Consider the following 20,757-nt stretch of genomic DNA (forward strand, 5'->3'; position numbering starts at 1 on the left):
CCCCATGAGTGGAAATTTTGATTACTTCGTTGTTCTGGCCGAAATGCGCACGGGCTCGAATTTTCTGGAATTGAACCTGAATGCCTTTGACGGCATCACCTGCCATGGCGAGGCCTTCAACCCGGCCTTTATCGGCTATCCCAACAGCGACGATATCCTGGGCGTGACTCGTGCCCAACGCGAGGCGGACCCCGACCTGTTGGTGCAGACGATCCGTGATCAACAGGGTGTTTTGGGCGGATTTCGGTACTTCCACGACCACGATCCGCGCGTGATTGATCGCCTGCTTAGCGATCCGCGATGCGCCAAGATCATCCTGACCCGCAATCCAGCTGAAAGCTATGTCAGCTGGAAAATCGCGCAGTCCACCGGGCAGTGGAAGCTGACAAATATGAAGCGGCGCAAGGATGGCTCGGCTGTTTTTTCCTCGGCCGAGTTCGAACAGCATCTTTCGGCGCTGCAACAGTTCCAGATCAAGGTGTTGAATGCCCTGCAGGTGTCGGGACAGACCGGGTTTTACGTGGATTACGAAGATCTGCAAAACCTGGAGGTGATCAACGGTCTGGCGCGCTGGTTGGGTGTCGATCATCAGCTCGAAGCGCTGGATTCCAAGCTGAAGAAGCAGAATCCGCAGCCTCTGTCCGCCAAGGTCGAAAACTTTGAAGACATGGAAACCAGCCTCGAGGGGCTGGATCGCTTCAACCTGACCCGGACACCAAATTTCGAGCCCCGTCGCGGTGCGGCTGTCCCCGGATATGTGGCTGCGCCGTCATCGGCGTTGATCTATTTGCCTGTCCCCAGCGGCCCCGAGGCACAGGTGGTGCAATGGCTGGCGGATCTGGATGGGGCGGATCTGGCGGCGGTGCAGACAGGTTTTTCACAAAGAACGCTGCGGAAATGGCGGCAGGCACATCCGGGCCAGCGCAGCTTTACCGTGCTGCGCCATCCGGTCGCGCGGGCGCATCATGCCTTTTGCCAACGTATTCTGAACGATGGGCCGGGGAACTTTGCCCGCATTCGCAAATCCCTGCGTCAGATCTATAAACTACCGCTTCCCAAATCCGGGGTGCCGCAGGATTACGACATCCCCGCGCATCGGGCCGCGTTCATGGTGTTCCTGAACTTTGTGGGCGACAATCTGACCGGGCAAACCAGTATTCGGTTGGATCCGAACTGGGCCAGCCAGGTTGAAGTGCTCAAGGGTTTTACGGCAGTGGCGTCCCCTGATTTCGTGTTGCGCGAGGACGAGCTGGCGAAAATGCTGCCGCTGTTGGGGCAGATGGTTGGGAAGGACGCACCCTATCAGCCCGCGCAGCCGGACATACCGATCCCGCTGTCAGACATCTATGATGCCGAGATCGAACAAAAGGTCCGTGCCATCTATAAGCGGGACTATCTGAATTTCGGGTTTGGGGATTGGGGCGATCAGGCCGCCTGAACCGAGTGATTCTCGGTCAGGATGGTATACAGAGTCGCCGCATCCGTATTGGCGCGCAGTTTTGCGCACAAGGACGGCTCTCGCAGGGTGCGCGACACCAGCGCCAGGGCTTTCAGGTGCTCGACCCCTGCTTCTTCTGGGGCGAACAGAGCAAACACAATGTCCACGGGTTGCCGGTCAACCGAGTCAAAATCCACCGGTTTTTCCAACAGAACAAAGGCGCCCTGCACTGACTCAAGGTCAGGCATCCGCGCATGCGGCAGAGCAACACCTTGGCCCACACCAGTGGGGCCAAGGCTTTCGCGTTCCAGCAGCGCCTCGACAGTGGCGGGCGCGCTAAGACCGTAGGCAGAGAACGCAAGACCCCCAAGCTCTTGCAGCAGGCGTTTCTTACTGGACGCCGAAGAAATGACTCTTACGGCCTCAGGCTTGAGGAGGTTAGACAGTTCCATGCTCGGTACGGTTCTCCGATTTCGGGGTTTTGTCCCCGATCACATCATTGCGCTGGGTCGATCCATCCGATGTTACCATCATCGCGACGATAGACGACGTTCAACCCATCCTTTGTCTCGTTGCGGAATATCAAAACCGGAGCGCCTGCCAATTCCATTTGCATCACGGCCTCACCAACGGACAGGGATGGGATCTTGGTTTCCATCTCGGCCACGATAATGGGCTGTAGGCTTTCCGGCTCCGAATCCCCTTCGGTGCCTTCCGAGGCGAGGATATAGGACGAAGCCCCGGCAAGTTCAACCGGCTCGGCCCGATCGCGATGGTGGTCCTTCAGGCGACGTTTATAGCGGCGCAGCTGCTTCTCCATTTTTTCGCAGCAGCTTTCGAACGCGGCATAGATTTCATGCGCATGGGCCTTGGCCTGAGCGGTCAGCCCGGTGGATAGGTGCACAGTGGCTTCGCAGACAAATTCATTCGCGGATTTCGAGAAAATCACGTTCGCGTCCGTCGGACGTTCCGCATATTTCTGGACGGCGGCCCCAAGCCCGTCTTTGACATGGGTTTGCAGTGCTTCACCGATATCGATCTGCTTTCCACTGATTTGATAGCGCATCCTGTCTCCTCTTTTATTCGACACATCGGGGCTGTCCGGCGCACGTTCTGCGGCCGGTTATTTTATGCCCAAATGCTGGTAATCGACATTTCCTGGGCTTGGCCGCGCGCAGGTCTTGGCAAGAAGACCAGAAGCATCAGCGGTGCAAAATCCAGAAATGTCATGATCCCATTTGAGGTCAGGATCAGGGTCCGTGTCAATTGGACTTGGGAAAATATTTGCGAAGCATTCGGCGGAAAACCGCAGGATTCTTACGAAATACGGAAGTTATCCCCAAGGTAGACACGCCGGACGTTTTCGTTTTCCACAACATCCGAGGGCGTACCCGACATCAACACCTTGCCGTCATGCAGGATGTAGGCTCGATCGACGATTTCCAATGTTTCCCGCACGTTGTGATCGGTGATCAGCACGCCGATGCCGCGTTTTTTCAGATCGGCGACCAGATGGCGGATGTCGCCCACGCTGATCGGATCAACGCCAGCAAAGGGTTCGTCCAGCAGCAGATACTTGGGGTTTGCGGCCAAACAACGGGCGATTTCGACGCGGCGTCGTTCCCCGCCCGACAGGGCCAAAGCAGGGGCGCGGCGCAGGTGTTCGATGGAGAATTCGCTTAGTAACTCTTCCAAACGCTCGCGGCGTTTGTGGCAATTCTTCTCGGATATATCCAAAATCGCGGTGATGTTATCCTCGACATTCAGACCGCGGAAAATGGACATTTCCTGCGGCAGATAGCCGATCCCCAGCTTGGCGCGACGATACATCGGCAGGCCGGTGACATCGCGACCGTCAATCGTGACCTGCCCCCCCTCGGGGTAGACCAGCCCGGCAATCGAATAGAATGTGGTCGATTTCCCGCACCCATTCGGACCCAGCAGGGCGACAACCTCGCCCCGATTCAGCTCCATGCTGAAATCCCGGATCACCACGCGCTTTTTATAGCTTTTGCGCAGATGCGTGACGCGCAGGCCCGAGCTGCCCTCGGTCACGTTCAATTCAGGCTGCGTCATGGTTATTCCTTGGTTTCCAGGGTCGTGCGGACGCGTCCGCCGACCTGCGCGGTGCCGGTATCCAGGTTGATCGTGACCTTTTCGCCCGAGATCACGTTGGTTCCCTGGGTCATCAGCACGCCGCCGGTCAACACAACCGTGGCCTTGTCGATGTCATAGTCGGCGTGCTGGGCTTCGGCTGCGTCGGGGCCATTGACCAAAGTCACCCCGCCGCTGGCTTGTAGGCTTTTGATGCCCTCGCCATCCTCGTTGTAAGTGACGAAAACCTTGTCGGCGGACAGCAGCATTTCACCTTGCGAGATCGCGACATTCCCAAGGAAGGTCGCTTTCCCGTCTTTCTGGTTCACCGACAGGCTGTCGGCCTCGACCTGAACGGGCTGATCTGCGGTGTCGCGGCCAGAACCAAAGGCAACATCTTCGGCCCAAAGAGGCGTGGCAATCAAAGGCAAACAAAAAACAATGTGACGCAGCATAAACATCTGAACGTTCCTAATTCTGCGGCTGGTATACCAGCTTTGCCCGGTTTGTGAAAAGCAAATGGGCGTCGCCTGTTTCGCTATCTGACGTAAGGATCATTTTTCCAGCGTCAATATCACCCCCCGGACCAGTGCCCGATACGGGACCGTCGGTTTCGGCCGCGATCTCTTGCAACGACGTGCGCAGGCTTTCGGTCTTGATGTTATATCCGGTCGAGCTGCTGACGATAACACCTCCGGTCAAATGGGCGTTTCCCAGTTCAGAATCCAACAAGGCCGTGTCGGCGGCGAATGTGATTCGTGTACCGGATACCAGATCAATCCGGGCGGCCAGGTTGTTTGCCACGGCGCGGGCATTGTCATCCGGGTCAGGTTTGGCGGTCTCGGCGACAAAGGTAATCAAGTCGCCGTTTTTCGTTGCTCCGGAAAAATGCGGACGATTGACCACACCTTCCTTGATGCGTTCTTGCAGGTCGATGCGCGCATAGGGAATCGAGTTCGCCGTATCCCGTCCGCGTGACAGCAGGAAAACCGTCGACAGCAGGACCAGCGCCGCCAATGGCAGGATGATCTTCAGCCCGCGTATCAGTCGCGAGTAGAACGAGTTGTGTATCGCCATTCGCCAGCGCCTCCTGAGCGTGGTGTCGCTGGGCCCTAGTGCGAGAAAATGTCGACCTCGGGCCAGCCAGCAAGGTCCAGTTTGGCGCGCGTCGGCAAGAAGTCAAAACACGCCTGCGCGAACTCGGCGCGACCTTCGCGTTCCAACATACGGTCCAGCTCGGCCTTTAGCTCGTGTAGATACAAGACGTCCGAGGCTGCGTAGTCCAACTGTGCCTTGGTCAGCTTGTGGGCGCCCCAGTCGCTGCTTTGCTGTTGTTTCGAAATATCGGTGCTCAGCAATTCTTGCAGCAGATTTTTCAGCCCGTGCCGATCCGTGTATGTGCGCACCAGCTTGCTGGCGATCTTGGTGCAATACACCGGCGCTGTCAGCGCGCCAAAGGCGTTGTACATCGCGGCGATGTCGAACCGCCCGAAATGGAACAGCTTCAGAACCTCTGGATTCTCAAGCATTGCACACAGATTCGGCGCTTGGGTCTGGCCTTTTGCGACCTGAACCAGATGCGCATTTCCGTCTCCGCTGGACATCTGAATCACGCACAAACGATCCCGATGAGGGTTCAAGCCCATAGTTTCGCAATCAATCGCCACAACCGGACCAAGGTCCAGATCAGCCGGAATATCATTTTGGTATAGGTAGTTAGTCATCTCATTCCCTCTGTGGAGGGAATGGTGCCCAGGAGAGGACTCGAACCTCCACGTCCATACGGACACTAGCACCTGAAGCTAGCGCGTCTACCAATTCCGCCACCTGGGCAGGTGTCGTGAGGGGCGATTTATAGGTGGGGTCGGGTGGTGTCAACGAGGTTTTTCAACTTTTTTCTGCGACGCCATATCTTCTTGTGGAAAACCCCCCGCAGCGGTAGGAACAGAAGAGAATTTTCAAGCCGGAGCTACTTATGTCGAAACTCGTGACCATTTATGGCGGCGCAGGATTCGTCGGCCGCTACATCGCTCGGCGTCTGGCCAAGGATGGCTGGCGTGTTCGCGTGGCCGTGCGCCATCCCAACGAAGCGATGCATGTGAAACCTTACGGTGTTCCCGGTCAGGTCGAGCCCGTGTTTTGCAACATCCGTGATGATGCCAGCGTGGCTACGGTGATGAATGGCGCAGATGCGGTGGTGAACTGCGTTGGTATTCTGAACCAGCAGGGCAAGAACACCTTTGATGCTGTTCAGGCCGAAGGCGCTGGCCGTATTGCTCGGATCGCTGCCGAAAATGGTGTCGGCAACCTGGTGCATATCTCGGCCATCGGTGCAGATGCCGACGCGGAAAGCGAATATTCGCAGACCAAAGCCGCGGGCGAGGCTGCCGTTCTGGAACACTTCCCCGGCGCCGTGATCCTGCGGCCTTCGATCATTTTCGGGACCGAGGACCAGTTCTTTAACCGCTTTGCCGGCATGTTCGGCCCGGTTCTGCCGGTCGTCGGCGCGGGCACCAAATTCCAGCCGGTCTATGTCGATGATGTGGCCCAAGCGGCTGTGATGGGTGCGACCGGCGCTGCGCCTGCTGGCGTCTATGAGCTGGGTGGCACCGAGGTAAAAACCTTCCGCGAGCTGCTGAGCGACATGCTGACCGTGATTCAGCGCCGCAAGCTGATCGTGAACCTGCCGTTCTTTGTCGGCAACATCATGGCGTTCTTCTTTGATCTGGGCCAGAAGCTGACCGGCGGGCTGATCAAAAGTGCGCTGACCAAGGATCAGGTTAAATCGCTGGCCGTGGACAATGTGGTCTCCGAGGGTGCCAAAGGCCTGGCCGATCTGGGGATCAAGCCCACCTCGATGGAGGCGGTTCTGCCCGAATACCTGTGGCGCTTCCGCCCGTCGGGGCAGTATGCGGCGATCAAGGATTCGGCCAAGAATTTGCGCCACGGCTAAGCAGTTGCAGACGAATTCAAAGGGCGTGCCGGTGGCGCGCCCTTTTACGTATAGGCGATGGTCAGCAGGATAAGTCCCAGGATCACGCGGTAGATGACGTAAGGCGTGAAACTGACCGAGCGCAACAGCCGCATCATCAGGCTTAGCGCCAGCAACGCCGCCACAAAGGCAAACCCTGCGGCGATGGCCCCATCAAGTGCCAGTGCAGTATCCGCCTCGGCGATCACCTCGACCGACAGCAAGGCGCCACTGGCAAAGATCGTTGGGATCGACATCAGCATCGCCAGTTTGGCGGCGTCATGCCGGTTATACCCCAGCTGCCGCGCGGCTGTGATCGTGATGCCTGAGCGTGACGTGCCGGGGATCAGCGCCACCGCCTGCCACAGCCCCATGATCAGCGCGTCCCAGGTGTTCCAGTCGGCCTCGGACCGGTCAGTCGGGCCCTTTTGATCGACCCAATACAGCAACAAGCCGAACAGAAGCATGGTCCAGCCGATCACCTCGATCCCGCGCATCAGATCATCCAATCCGGTCAGCTTCAGCGCCAGCCCGAACAGGATCACGGGGATGGTGGCGATCATCAGCAAAAAGGCCAGCTTGGCCCCGGGCGTGTCGATCCGGCCCGTCAGTATCCGCGGAATTCCGGCCAGGCCCACCCGGACATCCGCCCAGAAATACAGAACCACAGCGGCCAATGTCCCGACATGGACGGCCACATCGATAACCTGACCCTGGTCCTGCATCCCCGTAAGATTCGGCAAGAGAATCAGGTGACCCGATGAGGAAATGGGCAAAAATTCGGTAATGCCCTGAATAACAGCGATGATGAACAGGTGAAGGAGTGTCATGGTGCTCTGCGGTTGGCGTTGCGATGGCCCTTTATAACTTATTGAAACTATTCATAAAGAGATCATTTATATCCGAATCGGACCTAAGTTTTCGCGAAAAACTTGAAATCGACCAAAAAATCCCGCAATAAATCTTAATATAGGTCAGTACAATTGACTTTTATTTCCCGCCGACCTGAATTAAAGAGTTCCGACCGAGATATATCTAGCAGAAAGGCAGCGCCGTGGCTAAGCAACCGATGCTGAAATTCGTAAACATTTCGCGTGACATGCCGTCCAAGCGGGACGCAGATCAGCGTAACAAGGATTTCAACGAAATCTATGCCGAATATGCGGATGAAAAGGCGAAAGAGCAATCCAGCCGCTGCAGCCAGTGCGGTGTGCCCTATTGCCAGGCGCATTGCCCGCTGCACAACAACATCCCCGACTGGCTGCGCATGACCGCGATGGGCCGTCTGGAAGAGGCCTATGGCATCAGCCAGGCCACCAACACTTTCCCGGAAATCTGTGGCCGCATCTGCCCGCAGGACCGTCTGTGCGAAGGCAACTGCGTGATCGAACAGTCGGGCCACGGCACCGTGACCATTGGCTCGGTTGAAAAATACATCACCGACACCGCCTGGGAAAATGGTTGGGTGCAGCCGATCACTCCGGCAGCCGAGCGTGACCAGTCGGTCGGCATCATCGGTGCGGGCCCCGGTGGTTTGGCCGCTGCTGACATGCTGCGCCGTGCCGGTGTTCAGGTTACTGTCTATGACCGCTATGACCGCGCGGGCGGGTTGCTGACCTATGGTATCCCCGGCTTTAAGCTGGAAAAGGATGTCGTGATGCGCCGCATCGACCAGCTGGAGCAGTCGGGCGTTGAATTCGTGATGAACTGCAATGTCGGCGAGGACCTGTCGTTTGACGCGATCCGTGGCAAGCATGACTCGGTCATCATCGCCACCGGCGTTTACAAAACCCGCGATCTGGAAGGCCCCGGCTCGGGCGCCGATGGGATCGTTCGCGCGATTGATTACCTGACCGTGTCCAACAAATTGTCCTTTGGCGATACCGTTGAAGAATACGAAGACGGCACCCTGAACGCAGCTGGTAAAAAGGTTGTTGTGATCGGTGGTGGTGACACCGCGATGGACTGTGTGCGGACGGCTGTGCGCCAGGGTGCTGAAAGCGTCAAATGTCTGTACCGCCGTGACCGCGCCAACATGCCCGGCTCGCAACGCGAAGTGCAAAACGCCGAAGAGGAAGGCGTGGAATTCGTCTGGCTGGCGGCGCCCAAGGGCTTTGCCGGTGATCCTGTCAGCGGCGTGATGGTACAGAAAATGCGTCTGGGTGCCCCCGATGCCTCGGGCCGTCAGTCGCCCGAAGTGATCGAAGGTGCGGATTATGTCGAAGACGCCGACATCGTGATCAAGGCGCTGGGTTTCGAACCCGAGGATCTGCCGAAACTCTGGGGTGTTGACGGTCTGGAAGTGACCCGTTGGGGCACCGTGAAGGCCGATTTCAAGACCGGTCAGACCAGCCTGGACGGCGTGTTCGCGGTGGGTGACATCGTGCGCGGTGCCAGCCTGGTGGTTTGGGCGATCAAGGATGGCCGTGACTGCGCCGATGCGGTTCTGGACTATCTGAACGACGCTAAAGCCGTCGCTGCCGAATGAGTTTCGGGGCCGCACGCCCCTAAGGAATTACCCCAGCCCAAAAAAAACGGGCAAGGATACGACCTGACCAACCGACCCGCCATGCGAGGAGTGTCAGGTCCGCGAGAAGGAGAAGACAATGACTGTCTACGACGAAAACTGGGTCGCCGCCGAAGAAGCCAAGCGCCAGTACATGGCCGAAAACGGTCTCTATTCGTTCGAGGAAGAGCATTCCTCGTGTGGTGTAGGCCTGGTGGTCAGCCTGGATGGCAAACCCAGCCGTCAGGTTGTCGATAGCGGCATCACCGCGCTCAAGGCCATCTGGCACCGTGGCGCCGTTGACGCGGATGGCAAAACCGGTGATGGCGCAGGCATCCACGTGCAGATCCCCGTGCCGTTCTTCTATGACCAGATCAAGCGCACCGGACACGAGCCCGATCCCAACAGCCTGATGGCTGTGGGGCAGGTATTCCTGCCGCGCACCGATTTTGGCGCCCAGGAAAAATGCCGGACCATCGTCGAAACCGAAGTTCTGCGCATGGGCCACACGATCTATGGCTGGCGTCACGTGCCTGTGGACGTGTCCTGCCTGGGTGAAAAGGCCAATGCGACCCGCCCCGAGATCGAACAAATCCTGATCTCGAACGGCAAAGACATTGACGAAGAAGCCTTCGAGCGCGAGCTGTACGTGATCCGTCGCCGCATCGAAAAATCGGCTGCTGCCGCCGGTGTTGGCCAGCTGTATATCTGTTCGCTGTCCTGCCGCTCGATCATCTACAAGGGCATGATGCTGGCCGAGCAGGTCGCCGAATTCTATCCCGATCTGCTGGACGACCGGTTTGAATCGGCCTTCGCGATCTATCACCAGCGGTACTCGACCAATACGTTCCCGCAGTGGTGGCTGGCTCAGCCGTTCCGCATGCTGGCCCATAACGGCGAGATCAACACGCTGAAGGGTAACGTCAACTGGATGAAGAGCCACGAGATCCGCATGGCCTCGGGCGCATTCGGTGATCTGGCAGAAGATATCAAGCCGATCATCCCATCGGGCTCGTCCGACTCGGCGGCGCTGGACGCGGTGTTCGAGGTTCTGGTTCGTGCCGGCCGCAACGCGCCGATGGCGAAAACCATGCTGGTGCCGGAATCCTGGTCCAAGCAGGCGGTCGAGCTGCCCCAAGCGTGGCGCGATATGTATTCCTATTGCAACAGCGTGATGGAACCTTGGGATGGCCCCGCCGCCCTGGCCATGACCGACGGTCGCTGGGTTTGCGGTGGTCTGGACCGCAACGGTCTGCGCCCGATGCGCTATGTTGTGACGGGTGACGGCCTGTTGATCGCCGGGTCCGAGGTGGGCATGGTCCCGACCGACGAATCCACCGTGGTGGAAAAAGGCGCGCTGGGCCCGGGTCAGCTGTTGGCGGTCGATATGGCCGAAGGCAAGCTGTACCACGACGAAGAGATCAAGAATAAGCTGGCCGCCAGCCAGCCGTTTGGTGAATGGGTCGGCAAGATCAACGATCTGGACGAGGCCCTGTCCGGCTTGACCGAACAGCCCGTGTTCACCGGTGCCGAGCTGCGCCGTCGTCAGATCGCCGCTGGCTATACCATTGAAGAGCTGGAACAAATCCTGGCTCCGATGGCCGAGGATGGCAAAGAATTGCTGGCCTCGATGGGGGACGACACCCCGTCGGCCGTGCTGTCGAACAAGTATCGCCCGCTCAGCCATTTCTTCCGTCAGAACTTCAGCCAGGTGACCAACCCGCCGATCAACTCGTTGCGTGAATACCGCGTGATGAGCCTGAAAACGCGCTTCGGCAACCTGAAGAACGTGCTGGACGAAAGCAGCGCCCAGACCGAGATCCTGGTTCTGGAAAGCCCCTTTGTCGGCAACGCTCAGTTCGACGAGCTGACCCGTCAGTTCAACGCCGATCTGGTGACCATCGACTGTACCTTCCCTGCGGGCGCTGACGAAGAAGCGCTGCATGTCGGCCTGGAGCGTATCCGCGCCGAGGCCGAGGACGCTGTGCGCTCGGGTGCTGGTCACATCGTGCTGACCGACGAACATCAGGGCGAAGAAAAAGTCGGCATGCCGATGATCCTGGCCACCAGCGCCGTGCACTCGCACCTGACCAACAAAGGTCTGCGGACTTTCTGCTCGCTGAACGTGCGCTCGGCCGAATGTATCGACCCGCATTACTTTGCGGTGCTGATCGGCTGTGGTGCGACCGTGGTAAACGCCTATCTGGCCGAAGACAGCCTGGCCGAGCGTATCGAACGTGGCCTGCTGGACGGCACGCTGACGGAAAACGTGCGCCGGTATCGCGACTCGATTGACCAAGGTCTGCTGAAGATCATGGCCAAGATGGGGATCTCGGTGATCTCGTCCTATCGCGGTGGTCTGAACTTCGAAGCTGTGGGTCTGAGCCGTGCCATGTGTGCCGAATACTTCCCCGGCATGACCAGCCGCATTTCCGGCATCGGTGTGCACGGCATCCAGAAAAAGGTCGAAGAGGTCCACGCCAAAGGTTGGCTGGGTGGCCGCGACGTGCTGCCGATTGGTGGCTTCTACAAAGCGCGGAAATCGGGTGAAACCCACGCGTGGGAAGCTCAATCCATGCACCTGATGCAGCAGGCGTGTAACCGTGCCTCGTTCGAGCTGTGGAAACAGTACTCGGCCAAGATGCAGTCGATGCCGCCGATCCATCTGCGTGACCTGCTGGCAATCAAACCGCTGGGCAACCCGGTGCCGATTGAAGAGGTCGAAAGCATCACCGCAATCCGCAAGCGTTTCGTGACGCCTGGCATGTCTTTGGGTGCGCTTAGCCCGGAATCGCACCGGACGCTGTCCATCGCGATGAACCGCATCGGCGCCAAGTCGGATTCGGGTGAAGGCGGCGAAAGCCCCGATGATTTCACCCCCGAACCCAATGGCGATAACGCCAGCGCGAAGATCAAGCAGGTGGCCTCGGGTCGTTTCGGTGTGACCGCCGAATACCTGCTGCATTGTGAAGAGCTGGAGATCAAAGTCGCCCAGGGTGCGAAACCCGGCGAGGGCGGACAGCTGCCCGGCATGAAGGTCACTGACCTGATCGCCAAGCTGCGCCACTCGACCAAGGGTGTGACGCTGATCTCGCCGCCGCCGCACCACGATATCTACTCGATCGAGGATCTGGCGCAGCTGATCTATGACCTGAAACAGATCAACCCGCGCTGTAAAGTGACGGTGAAGCTGGTGGCGTCCTCGGGCGTTGGCACGATCGCGGCCGGTGTGGCCAAGGCCGAGGCGGATATCATCCTGATCTCGGGCCACAACGGGGGGACGGGTGCGTCGCCCGCGACCTCGATCAAGTTCGCCGGTCTGCCCTGGGAAATGGGCCTGACCGAAGCGCACCAGGTTTTGGCGATGAACAAGCTGCGCGACCGTGTGACCCTGCGGACCGATGGTGGTTTGCGCACGGGCCGCGACATCGTTATGGCCGCCATGATGGGCGCCGAGGAATACGGCATCGGCACCGCCGCTCTGATCGCGATGGGCTGTATCATGGTGCGTCAGTGCCAGTCGAACACCTGCCCGGTCGGCGTGTGTACGCAAGATGACGACCTGCGCGCCAAGTTCACCGGTACGGCGGACAAGGTGGTCAACTTGATCACCTTCTACGCGCAGGAAGTGCGCGAGATCCTGGCCTCGATTGGGGCCCGTTCGCTGGACGAGGTGATCGGCCGTGCCGACCTGCTGAGCCAGGTCAGCCGTGGCAACGCGCACCTGGACGATCTGGACCTGAACCCGCTGCTGCTGACTGTGGATGGAGCCAAGGACATCGTTTACGACCGCTACAAGGATCGTAACGCTGTGCCCGATACGCTGGACGCCGAAATCGTGCGAGATGCGCACCGGTTCCTGGAAGATGGCGAGAAAATGCAGCTGTCCTATGCCGTGCAGAACACGCACCGCACCGTTGGCACTCGCACGTCCTCGCATATCGTCCAGAACTTCGGCATGCGCAACGCGCTGCAGCCTGATCACCTGACCGTTAAACTGACCGGTTCGGCGGGTCAGTCGCTGGGTGCGTTCGCGGCCCCCGGTCTGAAGATCGAGGTGTCGGGTGATGCCAACGACTATGTCGGCAAGGGTCTGTCGGGCGGCACCGTGGTGGTGCGTCCGCCGATGCACTCGCCGCTGGTGGCAGATGACAACACGATCATCGGCAACACGGTTCTGTACGGTGCGACTGATGGCTACCTGTTTGCAGCCGGTCGCGCGGGCGAGCGTTTCGCTGTCCGTAACTCGGGCGCCAAGGTGGTGATCGAGGGCTGTGGCTCCAACGGTTGTGAATACATGACCGGTGGTATCGCGGTGATCCTGGGCTCGATCGGGGCCAACTTCGGGGCCGGTATGACGGGCGGTATGGCCTATCTGTACGACCCGAACGGCGAAGCAGCGGACATGATGAACATGGAAACGCTGGTGACCTGCCCCGTGACCGTAGACTATTGGGAAGCCGAGCTGAAAGGCCTGATCGAACGCCACGCTGCGGAAACCGGCAGCCGCAAGGCCGCGGATATCCTGCAGCACTGGGACATCGAGAAGGGCAACTTTATGCAGGTCTGCCCCAAAGAGATGCTGGTGCATATCCCGCACCCGCTGAGCGTCGAGGAAACCGCCGTTCCGGCCGAGTGACCTGATTGAAATTGACACGAAAGGCCGGGGTGAAAACCTCGGCCTTTTGCGTTCAGGGCTAGGCCCCTGTCAGATCCTGCGCCAGCATCAGCGCATTCCCATCCGGATCAAAGAAGGTGGCGATTTTGACCATGCCTTCCTCGGTCACGGTCTCGCCGTCGAATTTGATGCCTGAGGCCTCCATCTTGGCGCGGGCCGCGTCCAAATCCTGAATTCCGAACACGGGCACCGAGTTGCCCGGTGCTGGCGCGGCTTGCTCGCCCAAGCCGATGGTGACGCCGGGGGTCAGGGTGCTGAGCTCGGACCAGCCAGCCTCGTCCGCATGATACAGCAGTTCAAACCCCAGGGTTTGCGTGTACCAGGCGGCGCTGGCGTGGCGATCGCTGACCGAGAGCGCAAGCGTGATGGTATTTTCCAGATCAACAAGAGGCATCGGCTTTCCTATCCATATAAAATATACTAACTATACATTATGGACATTAGTTTGGTTGTCAATATCACGTCTCGTGCTTGGTGCCTGCCGATTCTGGGCGCCTTGCATGATGGCGTTCCGGCGCGACAGGCTCCGTTGATGAAGGCCAGCGGGGCGGGGCGGACGGCCTTTGCGCAAAGCCTGCATCACCTGTTGGAGATCGGCGTTCTAGAGCGCAATCCGGGTCATGGTCACCCTTTGCGACCTGAATACCGGTTGACGCAGACAGGCCGACGGGCCGCCCCGATGGCGCGTCGGATTCTGGATGCCGGCGACCCTGTGGCCCCCGCATTGGTGCGCAAAAACTGGTCGGTTCCGATCCTGACCTGCCTAAGCCAGCCTGCGCAATTCAGCTCGGTGCGCCGCGCACTGCCTGGTATCACGGATCGCGCGCTTTCGCAGTCGCTCAAACGGTTGGAGGCCGTGGATTGGGTCGCCAGAACCGTCGACGTGCAGGCGCGCCCGCCCAAACCGATCTATTGCGCGATCAACCAAGGCAGCGTCATCGGGGATGCGGCCCAGAGATTGGTGTCGGTTTAGCCAAGACCACCAGAGCACGCGCACATTTTCGCTTTTGCGGGCCTGGCCAAGCAAATCCCTTTTCAGCGCCGCGCCTGACGCCTATAGCTGGGCCGTGGCCAAGACGAAGAAACCCCCAGCCAAGAAGGCTCCGGCGCGCAAACCCGCGCGCAAACCCGTGCCCGAGCGCGAGGTCCTGCCGGTGCGCCCAACATTGCGGTTCCTGCGTTGGTGCGGGCGGGGATTTATCAGTTTTCTGGTGCTCTTGTTCCTGTGGGTCGTTGTCTATTCCGTCGTGAATCCACCGCTGACGGTCTATATCTGGCAGGAATCTCAACGGCTTGGCGGGGTTGATCGCCAATGGGCCGAGATGGATGAAATCGCGCCGGTGTTGAAACGATCCGTCGTTGCGGCCGAGGACGCGAATTTTTGTCAGCACAGCGGGTTTGACATCGCAGCGATCCGTGCCGCGATCGAGGATGGCGGCGCACGCGGAGCCTCGACCCTGACTCAGCAAGTGGTGAAAAACGCCTTTCTCTGGCACGGGCGCAGCTGGCTGCGCAAAGCCATCGAGGCGCTGATGACCCCCATGGTTGAACTGGTCTGGTCCAAGGAACGCATCCTTGAGGTCTATCTGAACCTGGCCGAGTTTGACGAAGGTGTGTTTGGCGTCGAACCCGCCGCGCGGCACTATTTCGGGGTGGGACCGGACGAGCTGAGCGCGGTGCAGGCCGCCCGACTGGCCATGGTATTGCCCGCGCCCAAACCCCGGTCTGCCAGCAAACCGGGGGATCTGGGCCTGTCGCGCAGTGCCCGCATTCTGGACGGGGCCGCCACGATCAAGGCGGATGGCCGTGCGCATTGTTTCGAGGATTGAAAATCCCTCGCCAAGCAGGCATTGAGGAAAGAACCCCCACGTATTCGGACGACAATTCATGGCGAAGCTGTACCATTTCCCCCTGTCCCCCTTCTGTCGCAAAGTCCGCCTAAGCCTTGCCGAGAAGCGGATCGAGGTCGAATTGCATGACGAACGCTATTGGGAACAAGACCCCGATTTCCTGCGTCGTAACCCGGCGGGCAAGGTCCCGGTTCTGCGCATCGATGGCATGATGATGTCGGAAAGCAGCGCGATCTGCGAGTACCTGGAGGAGAAGTACCCCGATCCCTCACTGATGCCGCGCGATGCCGAAGGTCGATACGAGGTGCGCCGCCTGGTCAGCTGGTTTGACGACAAGTTTCACAACGAGGTCACCTCGAAATTGCTGTACGAACGGGTGAACAAAAAGGTGATGAGCCGCGGCTTTCCCGACAGCGGGAATGTCAAATCGGGGGCCAAAGCGATCAAATATCATCTGGACTATATGGCCTGGCTGCTGGATCAGCGGCGTTGGCTGGCCGGGGATGTGATGACCTTGGCCGATTTCGCGGCCGCCGCGCATCTGTCGTCATTGGATTACATCAGCGACGTGGATTGGAACCGGCACGAGGTGGTCAAGGATTGGTACGCCAAGATCAAATCTCGCCCGGCGTTTCGGTCAATTCTAGCGGATCAGATCGCCGGGTTTCCGCAGCCTGCACATTATGCTGATCTGGATTTCTGATCCCGCGCCGGCGCAGCAGCCCTTGGCCATCTTTTCCCGGTGTGCCGAGGCAAAGCTGTGGGGGGCGGGGCCGTGCTGAAAGAGGCCCTGGTTCAGCAGGCCCTGTCAGAGGGCTTTGATCTGTGCCGCGTGTGCCGCCCGGACAGCATTCCGCGGGTGCCCGCGCGTTTGGGGGCTTTCCTGGAGGCTGGCCATCACGGGCAAATGGATTGGATGGAGCGCCGGATCGAATGGCGGGGGAATCCTGCGGCGCTGTGGCCCGAGGCCAGATCAGTTATTGTTCTGGCCGAAAGCTATACGCCTGAACATGATCCTCTGACCACTCTGGAACAGCCAGAGCAGGCGGCCATTTCGGTCTATGCGCAAAACCGTGACTATCATGATCTGGTGAAGAAGCGTCTGAAGCGTCTGGCTCGGTGGCTGACTGCGCAGGCGGGGGGCGAATTGAAGGTGTTTGTGGATACAGCACCTGTGGCCGAAAAGCCTTTGGGCCAGGCTGCGGGTTTGGGCTGGCAGGGCAAACACACCAATCTGGTCAGCCGCGATCTGGGCAGCTGGTTTTTCATCGGCTCGATCTTTACCACGCTGGATTTACCGGTGGATGCGCCCGAAGCCGATCATTGCGGGTCCTGTACAGCGTGCCAGGACATCTGCCCGACCAACGCGTTTCCCGCGCCCTATCAATTGGATGCGCGGCGCTGCATTTCCTATCTGACCATCGAACATCACGGCCCGGTCGAAGAAGAGTTGCGCGGCTTGCTGGGAAATCGCATTTATGGCTGCGATGATTGTCTGGCTGCATGTCCATGGAACAAATTCGCGGTTGAAGCGCGCGAGATCCGTTACCGGGCGCGGCCCGAATTGCTGGCCCCGGATTTGGCCGAACTGGCGAAATTGGACGATGCTGGGTTCCGCGCCTTTTTCAGCGGGTCTCCGATCAAGCGGATCGGTCGGGATCGGTTTGTCCGCAATGTATTGTATGCGATTGGGAATTCCGGGTCTGATCGCCTGCGCGAGGTGGCGCAGGCCTTGTGCGCGGACCCGGATCCAACCGTGGCAGACGCCGCGCGTTGGGCCCTGACACAATTGGACACGCAAAGATGAGCGGCGCGGCTCTTTCCTATTTTGTCAAAGATGCCATCTAATACGCGTGAACAAGACGGAGGACACCATGCCAAAATACGAGCGGAACCCGGACGTGATCGCGGCTTTGTCGCCCGAACAGCACTGGGTGACTCAGGAAAACGGAACCGAGCGGCCAGGCACCGGCGCGTTGCTGGGGAACAAGGCCCCTGGAATTTACGTGGATATTGTCAGTGGCGAGCCGCTATTTGCCTCGGGGGACAAATACGAATCCGGTTGTGGTTGGCCCAGTTTCACCAAGCCGATTGAGCCCGCGCATATTGCCGAGCTGCGCGACACCACACATGGCATGATCCGGACCGAGGTACGCTCGACCCATGGCGATAGCCATCTGGGCCATGTGTTTCCTGACGGGCCCCCGGATCGCGGCGGGCTGCGCTATTGTATCAACTCGGCCAGCCTGCGGTTCGTCCATCGCGACGACATGGAGGCCGAGGGCTATGGCGCCTATCTGGATCAGGTGGAGGACGTATGATGGCGGAAGAACGTGCCGTTCTGGCAGGCGGATGTTTCTGGGGGATGCAAGAGCTGATCCGGCATCTGCCCGGTGTGTTGCGCACTCGTGTGGGCTATACCGGTGGGGATGTGCCGAACGCGACTTACCGCAATCATGGCACCCATGCCGAGGGGATCGAGATCATCTTTGACCCCGCAAAAACGTCCTATCGGGCGCTGTTGGAGTTCTTTTTCCAGATCCACGACCCGACCACGCTGAACCGGCAGGGAAATGATCTGGGGATGTCGTATCGGTCCGCGATCTATTACGTTGACGAGGCGCAAAAAGCCTGCGCCATCGACACGATCAAGGACGTCGAGGCCAGCGGGTTGTGGCCCGGAAAAGTGGTGACCGAGGTGGAACCTGTGGGCGATTTCTGGGACGCGGAGCCTGAACATCAGGACTATCTGCAACGGATCCCGCATGGCTATACCTGCCATTTCCCGCGCGCCGATTGGGTTCTGCCAAAACGCTGAGTTCAGCTGGAATAGAGACTGATATAGACAAGGGCGCCCAGAATTCCGGGCGCCCTTTTGTGTTTAGAACCGGAAGGTCGCGCGCAGCTGAGCGGTGGTCGCGTCCACATTGGTACCCGACCCGTTGAAGTTGCCGAAATCGTGGTACAGGACTTCACCGCCGACCGAGATCGTGTCGGTCAGCATATGCTCATACCCAACCCCCGCGAAATAGCCTTCGTCCGTGCCCAGCGTGTCGATATCGGCGCGTGCCGCACCCGTGGTGACATAAGCCAGACCGGCCCCCATGTCGTAACCGGCGCGCAGTTTCAGGCGAGTCATGTTCTCCAGCGTGTTGCCGCCCGCCGTGATGTCGGCAAAGTCATGGTCGATCCCGGCGCCCAGCACCCAATCCCCGAAATCGTGGTCATACCCCATGGTCAGGCCACCGATCACGTCATTGCCCGAGCCACCAGCGTTCAGGTCACCCCAGCCCAGTTGACCACCGATATAGCCACCGGTCCAGTCATTGCCGACGGGCACCACGACGGGCGCGTTGATCACCGGCTCGGTCGGGGCGGGTTCGGGCGAACCCGCCAATACAGGGGCTGCAATCAGCGACGCGCCGGCCGCGCCCAACAGGACAGTTTTGATGCTCATGATGTGTTTTCCTTCTGCCTCCGGCACCGCACCGCGCGGGCCGTCATTTCTGTAACGGGCCACATAAGGGTTCCGTCGCAGCGGTGCATCAGGGGGCGGAAATGTCGGCAAAGCCTGGCTGATCACGCTAGGGAAGCGCGGCAAAGACTGGCCGATCCAAGAGGTTTAAAATCACATCATCGCGAGGTCAGGCAAACAACCCGGCATATTCCTCGCGCAGGGCCTTCTTTTGGACCTTTCCCATGGTGTTTCGAGGCAGTTCAGGCAGGAACAGGGTCTGTTTAGGCTGTTTGAACTTGGCCAGCTGGGTACTGGTGGTGGCCTCGATCTGGTCAATGGTCAGCGCGGGGTCTGATGGGACGACAACCGCCACCACGGCCTCGCCAAAGTCCCGATGCGGCACCCCGATCACAGCGCTTTCCAGCACGCCGGGGATGTCGTCGATCAGGCTTTCCAGCTCTTTGGGATAAACGTTGAAGCCACCCGTTATGATCAGATCCTTGGCGCGGCCGACGATGGTGACGTAACCCTCGCTGTCTTGCGTGGCCAGATCGCCGGTGATGAACCAGCCGTCGGGGCGCAGCTCTTCGGCCGTTTTTTCAGGCATCTGCCAGTAGCCCTGGAACACGTTGTCGCCGCGTACCTCGATCACGCCGATATCGCCTTGGGCGACCTCTTGGCCCTCGTCCATGATGCGCAACTCGACGCCGGGCAGGGGGAATCCCACGGTGCCCGCGCGCCGTTCAGCATCATAAGGGTTCGAGGTGGACATGTTCGTTTCCGTCATCCCATAGCGTTCTAGAATGCGGTGACCGGTGCGCTGTTCCCACTGTTCATGTGTGTCCACCAGCAACGGCGCCGAGCCCGAGATGAACAGGCGCATATTCCGGGCATGTTCGGGCGTCAGGCGCGGGTCATCCAGCAAACGGGTATAGAAGGTGGGCACTCCCATCAGGCTGGTGGCGGTGGGCATGGCGTCCAGAATGGCTTGCGCGTCGAATTTCGGCAGGAACACGACCGAGGCCCCGGACAAGAGCGCCACGTTGGTCGCCACGAACAGGCCATGGGTGTGGAAAATCGGCAGCGCGTGGATCAGCACGTCATCGGGGGTAAAGCGCCACAGCTGCCGCAGAGAGTTCTGAATTCGAGGCAAGGTTCTTGTGGCTCAGCATCGCGCCTTTGGACCGGCCCGTGGTGCCCGAGGTATAGAGGATCGCGGCCAGATCATCGGCACCGCGCGGGGCGGGTTCGAACGCAGGGTCCAGCGCGGGCAAGTCGGCGGTCAACGTCCCCAAGCCATCCTTATCAAGCGTCAGCACCGCGGCGTCCCCTGCCAGCGGCGAAAGCTCGTTCAGGCGTGCAGGATCGCAGACCAGAACGCGCGGGGTGGCGTCGTTGATGAAATAGGCGACCTCGGGGCCCGTATAGGCGGTGTTCAGCGGCAGGAATATTCCGCCCGCCAGCACGGTGCCCAAATACAGCTGCACGGCCTCCAGCGTTTTTTCCACCTGCACGGCCACGCGATCACCGGGCTCCAATCCCAGTGCTTGCAGTTTTTGCGCCAATTGCTGGGCGCCCTGGAACAGCTGTGCATAGGTCACATCGCTTTGCCCCGGGCGGGTGGCGAATACCTTGTCCGGAGTGCTGTCTGCGGCATGGGACAAACGGCTGACAAGATAGTTCGAGCGGTACATGGACGGGCCTTTCTGTGATCAACATGCCAAGCGACACTGTTTTCGCATGGATTTCGCCAAGTTCAAGGG

The 20,757-nt window shown here is 59.5% G+C and carries 19 protein-coding genes, 1 tRNA gene and 1 pseudogene; 10 read left to right on the forward strand and 11 right to left on the reverse strand.

Annotated features, from left to right (window positions below; all coding sequences use genetic code 11):
* The first annotated feature begins 4 nt into the window (after positions 1 to 4).
* A complete protein-coding gene (locus tag ACXADQ_RS06615; protein ID WP_475317234.1) occupies positions 5 to 1,438 on the forward strand; it encodes a nodulation protein NodH in 1,434 nt (477 codons plus the stop codon).
* Here ACXADQ_RS06615 and ACXADQ_RS06620 read toward each other — a convergent pair.
* The 7 genes from ACXADQ_RS06620 to ACXADQ_RS06650 form a co-directional block, all read right to left on the reverse strand.
* Entirely contained in the window at positions 1,426 to 1,890 is a 465-nt protein-coding gene (locus ACXADQ_RS06620; RefSeq protein ID WP_475317240.1) for a PTS sugar transporter subunit IIA, read from the reverse strand. The genes ACXADQ_RS06615 and ACXADQ_RS06620 overlap by 13 nt on opposite strands.
* Positions 1,891 to 1,934: 44 nt before the next feature.
* Positions 1,935 to 2,504 (reverse strand): ribosome hibernation-promoting factor, HPF/YfiA family, encoded by a 570-nt coding sequence (gene hpf / locus ACXADQ_RS06625; protein ID WP_475317247.1) that lies wholly within the window; start codon positions 2,502 to 2,504, stop codon positions 1,935 to 1,937.
* A 251-nt stretch (positions 2,505 to 2,755) separates the two neighbouring features.
* Complete coding sequence (lptB, locus tag ACXADQ_RS06630; protein WP_475317252.1) at positions 2,756 to 3,514, reverse strand: LPS export ABC transporter ATP-binding protein; 759 nt, start codon at positions 3,512 to 3,514, stop codon at positions 2,756 to 2,758.
* Positions 3,515 to 3,516: 2 nt separating this feature from the next.
* The gene (gene lptA, locus ACXADQ_RS06635) at positions 3,517 to 3,993 is read right to left on the reverse strand and encodes a lipopolysaccharide transport periplasmic protein LptA (protein WP_475317258.1); all 477 of its coding nucleotides are present in this window, start codon (positions 3,991 to 3,993) and stop codon (positions 3,517 to 3,519) included.
* 10 nt (positions 3,994 to 4,003) lie between these two features.
* Positions 4,004 to 4,609, reverse strand: a complete 606-nt coding sequence (gene lptC, locus ACXADQ_RS06640) for an LPS export ABC transporter periplasmic protein LptC (protein ID WP_475317264.1) — start codon at positions 4,607 to 4,609, stop codon at positions 4,004 to 4,006.
* A 35-nt stretch (positions 4,610 to 4,644) separates the two neighbouring features.
* Positions 4,645 to 5,256: a ribonuclease D gene (locus ACXADQ_RS06645; RefSeq protein WP_475317270.1), complete on the reverse strand. Its 612-nt coding sequence runs from the start codon at positions 5,254 to 5,256 to the stop codon at positions 4,645 to 4,647.
* A gap of 22 nt (positions 5,257 to 5,278) precedes the next feature.
* Positions 5,279 to 5,365: transfer RNA gene (locus ACXADQ_RS06650), tRNA-Leu, on the reverse strand.
* Between the two features lie 142 nt (positions 5,366 to 5,507).
* Here ACXADQ_RS06650 and ACXADQ_RS06655 point away from each other — a divergent pair.
* Complete coding sequence (locus tag ACXADQ_RS06655; RefSeq protein WP_475317274.1) at positions 5,508 to 6,485, forward strand: complex I NDUFA9 subunit family protein; 978 nt, start codon at positions 5,508 to 5,510, stop codon at positions 6,483 to 6,485.
* Positions 6,486 to 6,529: 44 nt separating this feature from the next.
* Here ACXADQ_RS06655 and ACXADQ_RS06660 read toward each other — a convergent pair whose 3' ends face one another.
* Positions 6,530 to 7,333, reverse strand: coding sequence for an undecaprenyl-diphosphate phosphatase (locus ACXADQ_RS06660; protein WP_475317279.1), 804 nt, complete (start codon positions 7,331 to 7,333; stop codon positions 6,530 to 6,532).
* A 224-nt stretch (positions 7,334 to 7,557) separates the two neighbouring features.
* Between ACXADQ_RS06660 and ACXADQ_RS06665 the strand changes: the two genes are divergently transcribed.
* A complete protein-coding gene (locus tag ACXADQ_RS06665; RefSeq protein ID WP_475317284.1) occupies positions 7,558 to 8,991 on the forward strand; it encodes an NAD(P)-dependent oxidoreductase in 1,434 nt (477 codons plus the stop codon).
* 118 nt (positions 8,992 to 9,109) lie between these two features.
* Positions 9,110 to 13,648: a glutamate synthase large subunit gene (gltB, locus tag ACXADQ_RS06670; protein ID WP_475317287.1), complete on the forward strand. Its 4,539-nt coding sequence runs from the start codon at positions 9,110 to 9,112 to the stop codon at positions 13,646 to 13,648.
* 58 nt (positions 13,649 to 13,706) lie between these two features.
* Here gltB and ACXADQ_RS06675 read toward each other — a convergent pair whose 3' ends face one another.
* Positions 13,707 to 14,081, reverse strand: coding sequence for a VOC family protein (locus tag ACXADQ_RS06675; RefSeq protein WP_475317290.1), 375 nt, complete (start codon positions 14,079 to 14,081; stop codon positions 13,707 to 13,709).
* Between the two features lie 51 nt (positions 14,082 to 14,132).
* On the opposite strand from ACXADQ_RS06675, the gene ACXADQ_RS06680 reads away from it, so the two are divergent.
* The 6 genes from ACXADQ_RS06680 (at position 14,133) to msrA (ending at position 18,355) form a co-directional block, all read left to right on the forward strand.
* Positions 14,133 to 14,660, forward strand: coding sequence for a winged helix-turn-helix transcriptional regulator (locus tag ACXADQ_RS06680; protein ID WP_475317293.1), 528 nt, complete (start codon positions 14,133 to 14,135; stop codon positions 14,658 to 14,660).
* A gap of 94 nt (positions 14,661 to 14,754) precedes the next feature.
* The gene (gene mtgA / locus ACXADQ_RS06685; protein ID WP_475317296.1) at positions 14,755 to 15,516 is read left to right on the forward strand and encodes a monofunctional biosynthetic peptidoglycan transglycosylase; all 762 of its coding nucleotides are present in this window, start codon (positions 14,755 to 14,757) and stop codon (positions 15,514 to 15,516) included.
* Between the two features lie 58 nt (positions 15,517 to 15,574).
* On the forward strand, positions 15,575 to 16,240 hold the full coding sequence (gene fzlA / locus ACXADQ_RS06690) for an FtsZ-binding protein FzlA (RefSeq protein WP_475317300.1): 666 nt from the start codon (positions 15,575 to 15,577) through the stop codon (positions 16,238 to 16,240).
* Positions 16,241 to 16,312: 72 nt separating this feature from the next.
* Positions 16,313 to 17,344: a tRNA epoxyqueuosine(34) reductase QueG gene (queG, locus tag ACXADQ_RS06695; protein ID WP_475317303.1), complete on the forward strand. Its 1,032-nt coding sequence runs from the start codon at positions 16,313 to 16,315 to the stop codon at positions 17,342 to 17,344.
* A 67-nt stretch (positions 17,345 to 17,411) separates the two neighbouring features.
* Complete coding sequence (msrB, locus tag ACXADQ_RS06700) at positions 17,412 to 17,858, forward strand: peptide-methionine (R)-S-oxide reductase MsrB (RefSeq protein WP_475317307.1); 447 nt, start codon at positions 17,412 to 17,414, stop codon at positions 17,856 to 17,858.
* Positions 17,855 to 18,355 (forward strand): peptide-methionine (S)-S-oxide reductase MsrA, encoded by a 501-nt coding sequence (msrA, locus tag ACXADQ_RS06705; RefSeq protein ID WP_475317313.1) that lies wholly within the window; start codon positions 17,855 to 17,857, stop codon positions 18,353 to 18,355. Before msrB ends, msrA begins: the two co-directional genes overlap by 4 nt.
* Before the next feature lie 63 nt (positions 18,356 to 18,418).
* On the opposite strand, the gene ACXADQ_RS06710 is transcribed toward msrA, so the two are convergent.
* A complete protein-coding gene (locus tag ACXADQ_RS06710; RefSeq protein WP_475317319.1) occupies positions 18,419 to 18,994 on the reverse strand; it encodes an outer membrane protein in 576 nt (191 codons plus the stop codon).
* A 187-nt stretch (positions 18,995 to 19,181) separates the two neighbouring features.
* Positions 19,182 to 20,688: pseudogene (locus ACXADQ_RS06715) on the reverse strand (malonate--CoA ligase).
* Between the last annotated feature and the right edge of the window lie 69 nt (positions 20,689 to 20,757).

It is taken from the genome of Thalassovita sp. ABM4_323 (genome assembly GCF_056158665.1).

Coding starts and splice junctions, on each gene's coding strand:
- lptB (WP_475317252.1), bottom strand. CDS start 3,514: ATGACGCAGCCTGAATTGAACGTGACCGAGGGCAGCTCGGGCCTGCGC.
- lptA (WP_475317258.1), bottom strand. CDS start 3,993: ATGTTTATGCTGCGTCACATTGTTTTTTGTTTGCCTTTGATTGCCACG.
- ACXADQ_RS06645 (WP_475317270.1), bottom strand. CDS start 5,256: ATGACTAACTACCTATACCAAAATGATATTCCGGCTGATCTGGACCTT.
- ACXADQ_RS06660 (WP_475317279.1), bottom strand. CDS start 7,333: ATGACACTCCTTCACCTGTTCATCATCGCTGTTATTCAGGGCATTACC.
- ACXADQ_RS06710 (WP_475317319.1), bottom strand. CDS start 18,994: ATGAGCATCAAAACTGTCCTGTTGGGCGCGGCCGGCGCGTCGCTGATT.
- msrB (WP_475317307.1), top strand. CDS start 17,412: ATGCCAAAATACGAGCGGAACCCGGACGTGATCGCGGCTTTGTCGCCC.
- ACXADQ_RS06675 (WP_475317290.1), bottom strand. CDS start 14,081: ATGCCTCTTGTTGATCTGGAAAATACCATCACGCTTGCGCTCTCGGTC.
- ACXADQ_RS06615 (WP_475317234.1), top strand. CDS start 5: ATGAGTGGAAATTTTGATTACTTCGTTGTTCTGGCCGAAATGCGCACG.
- ACXADQ_RS06655 (WP_475317274.1), top strand. CDS start 5,508: ATGTCGAAACTCGTGACCATTTATGGCGGCGCAGGATTCGTCGGCCGC.
- msrA (WP_475317313.1), top strand. CDS start 17,855: ATGATGGCGGAAGAACGTGCCGTTCTGGCAGGCGGATGTTTCTGGGGG.
- ACXADQ_RS06620 (WP_475317240.1), bottom strand. CDS start 1,890: ATGGAACTGTCTAACCTCCTCAAGCCTGAGGCCGTAAGAGTCATTTCT.
- gltB (WP_475317287.1), top strand. CDS start 9,110: ATGACTGTCTACGACGAAAACTGGGTCGCCGCCGAAGAAGCCAAGCGC.
- hpf (WP_475317247.1), bottom strand. CDS start 2,504: ATGCGCTATCAAATCAGTGGAAAGCAGATCGATATCGGTGAAGCACTG.
- lptC (WP_475317264.1), bottom strand. CDS start 4,609: ATGGCGATACACAACTCGTTCTACTCGCGACTGATACGCGGGCTGAAG.
- fzlA (WP_475317300.1), top strand. CDS start 15,575: ATGGCGAAGCTGTACCATTTCCCCCTGTCCCCCTTCTGTCGCAAAGTC.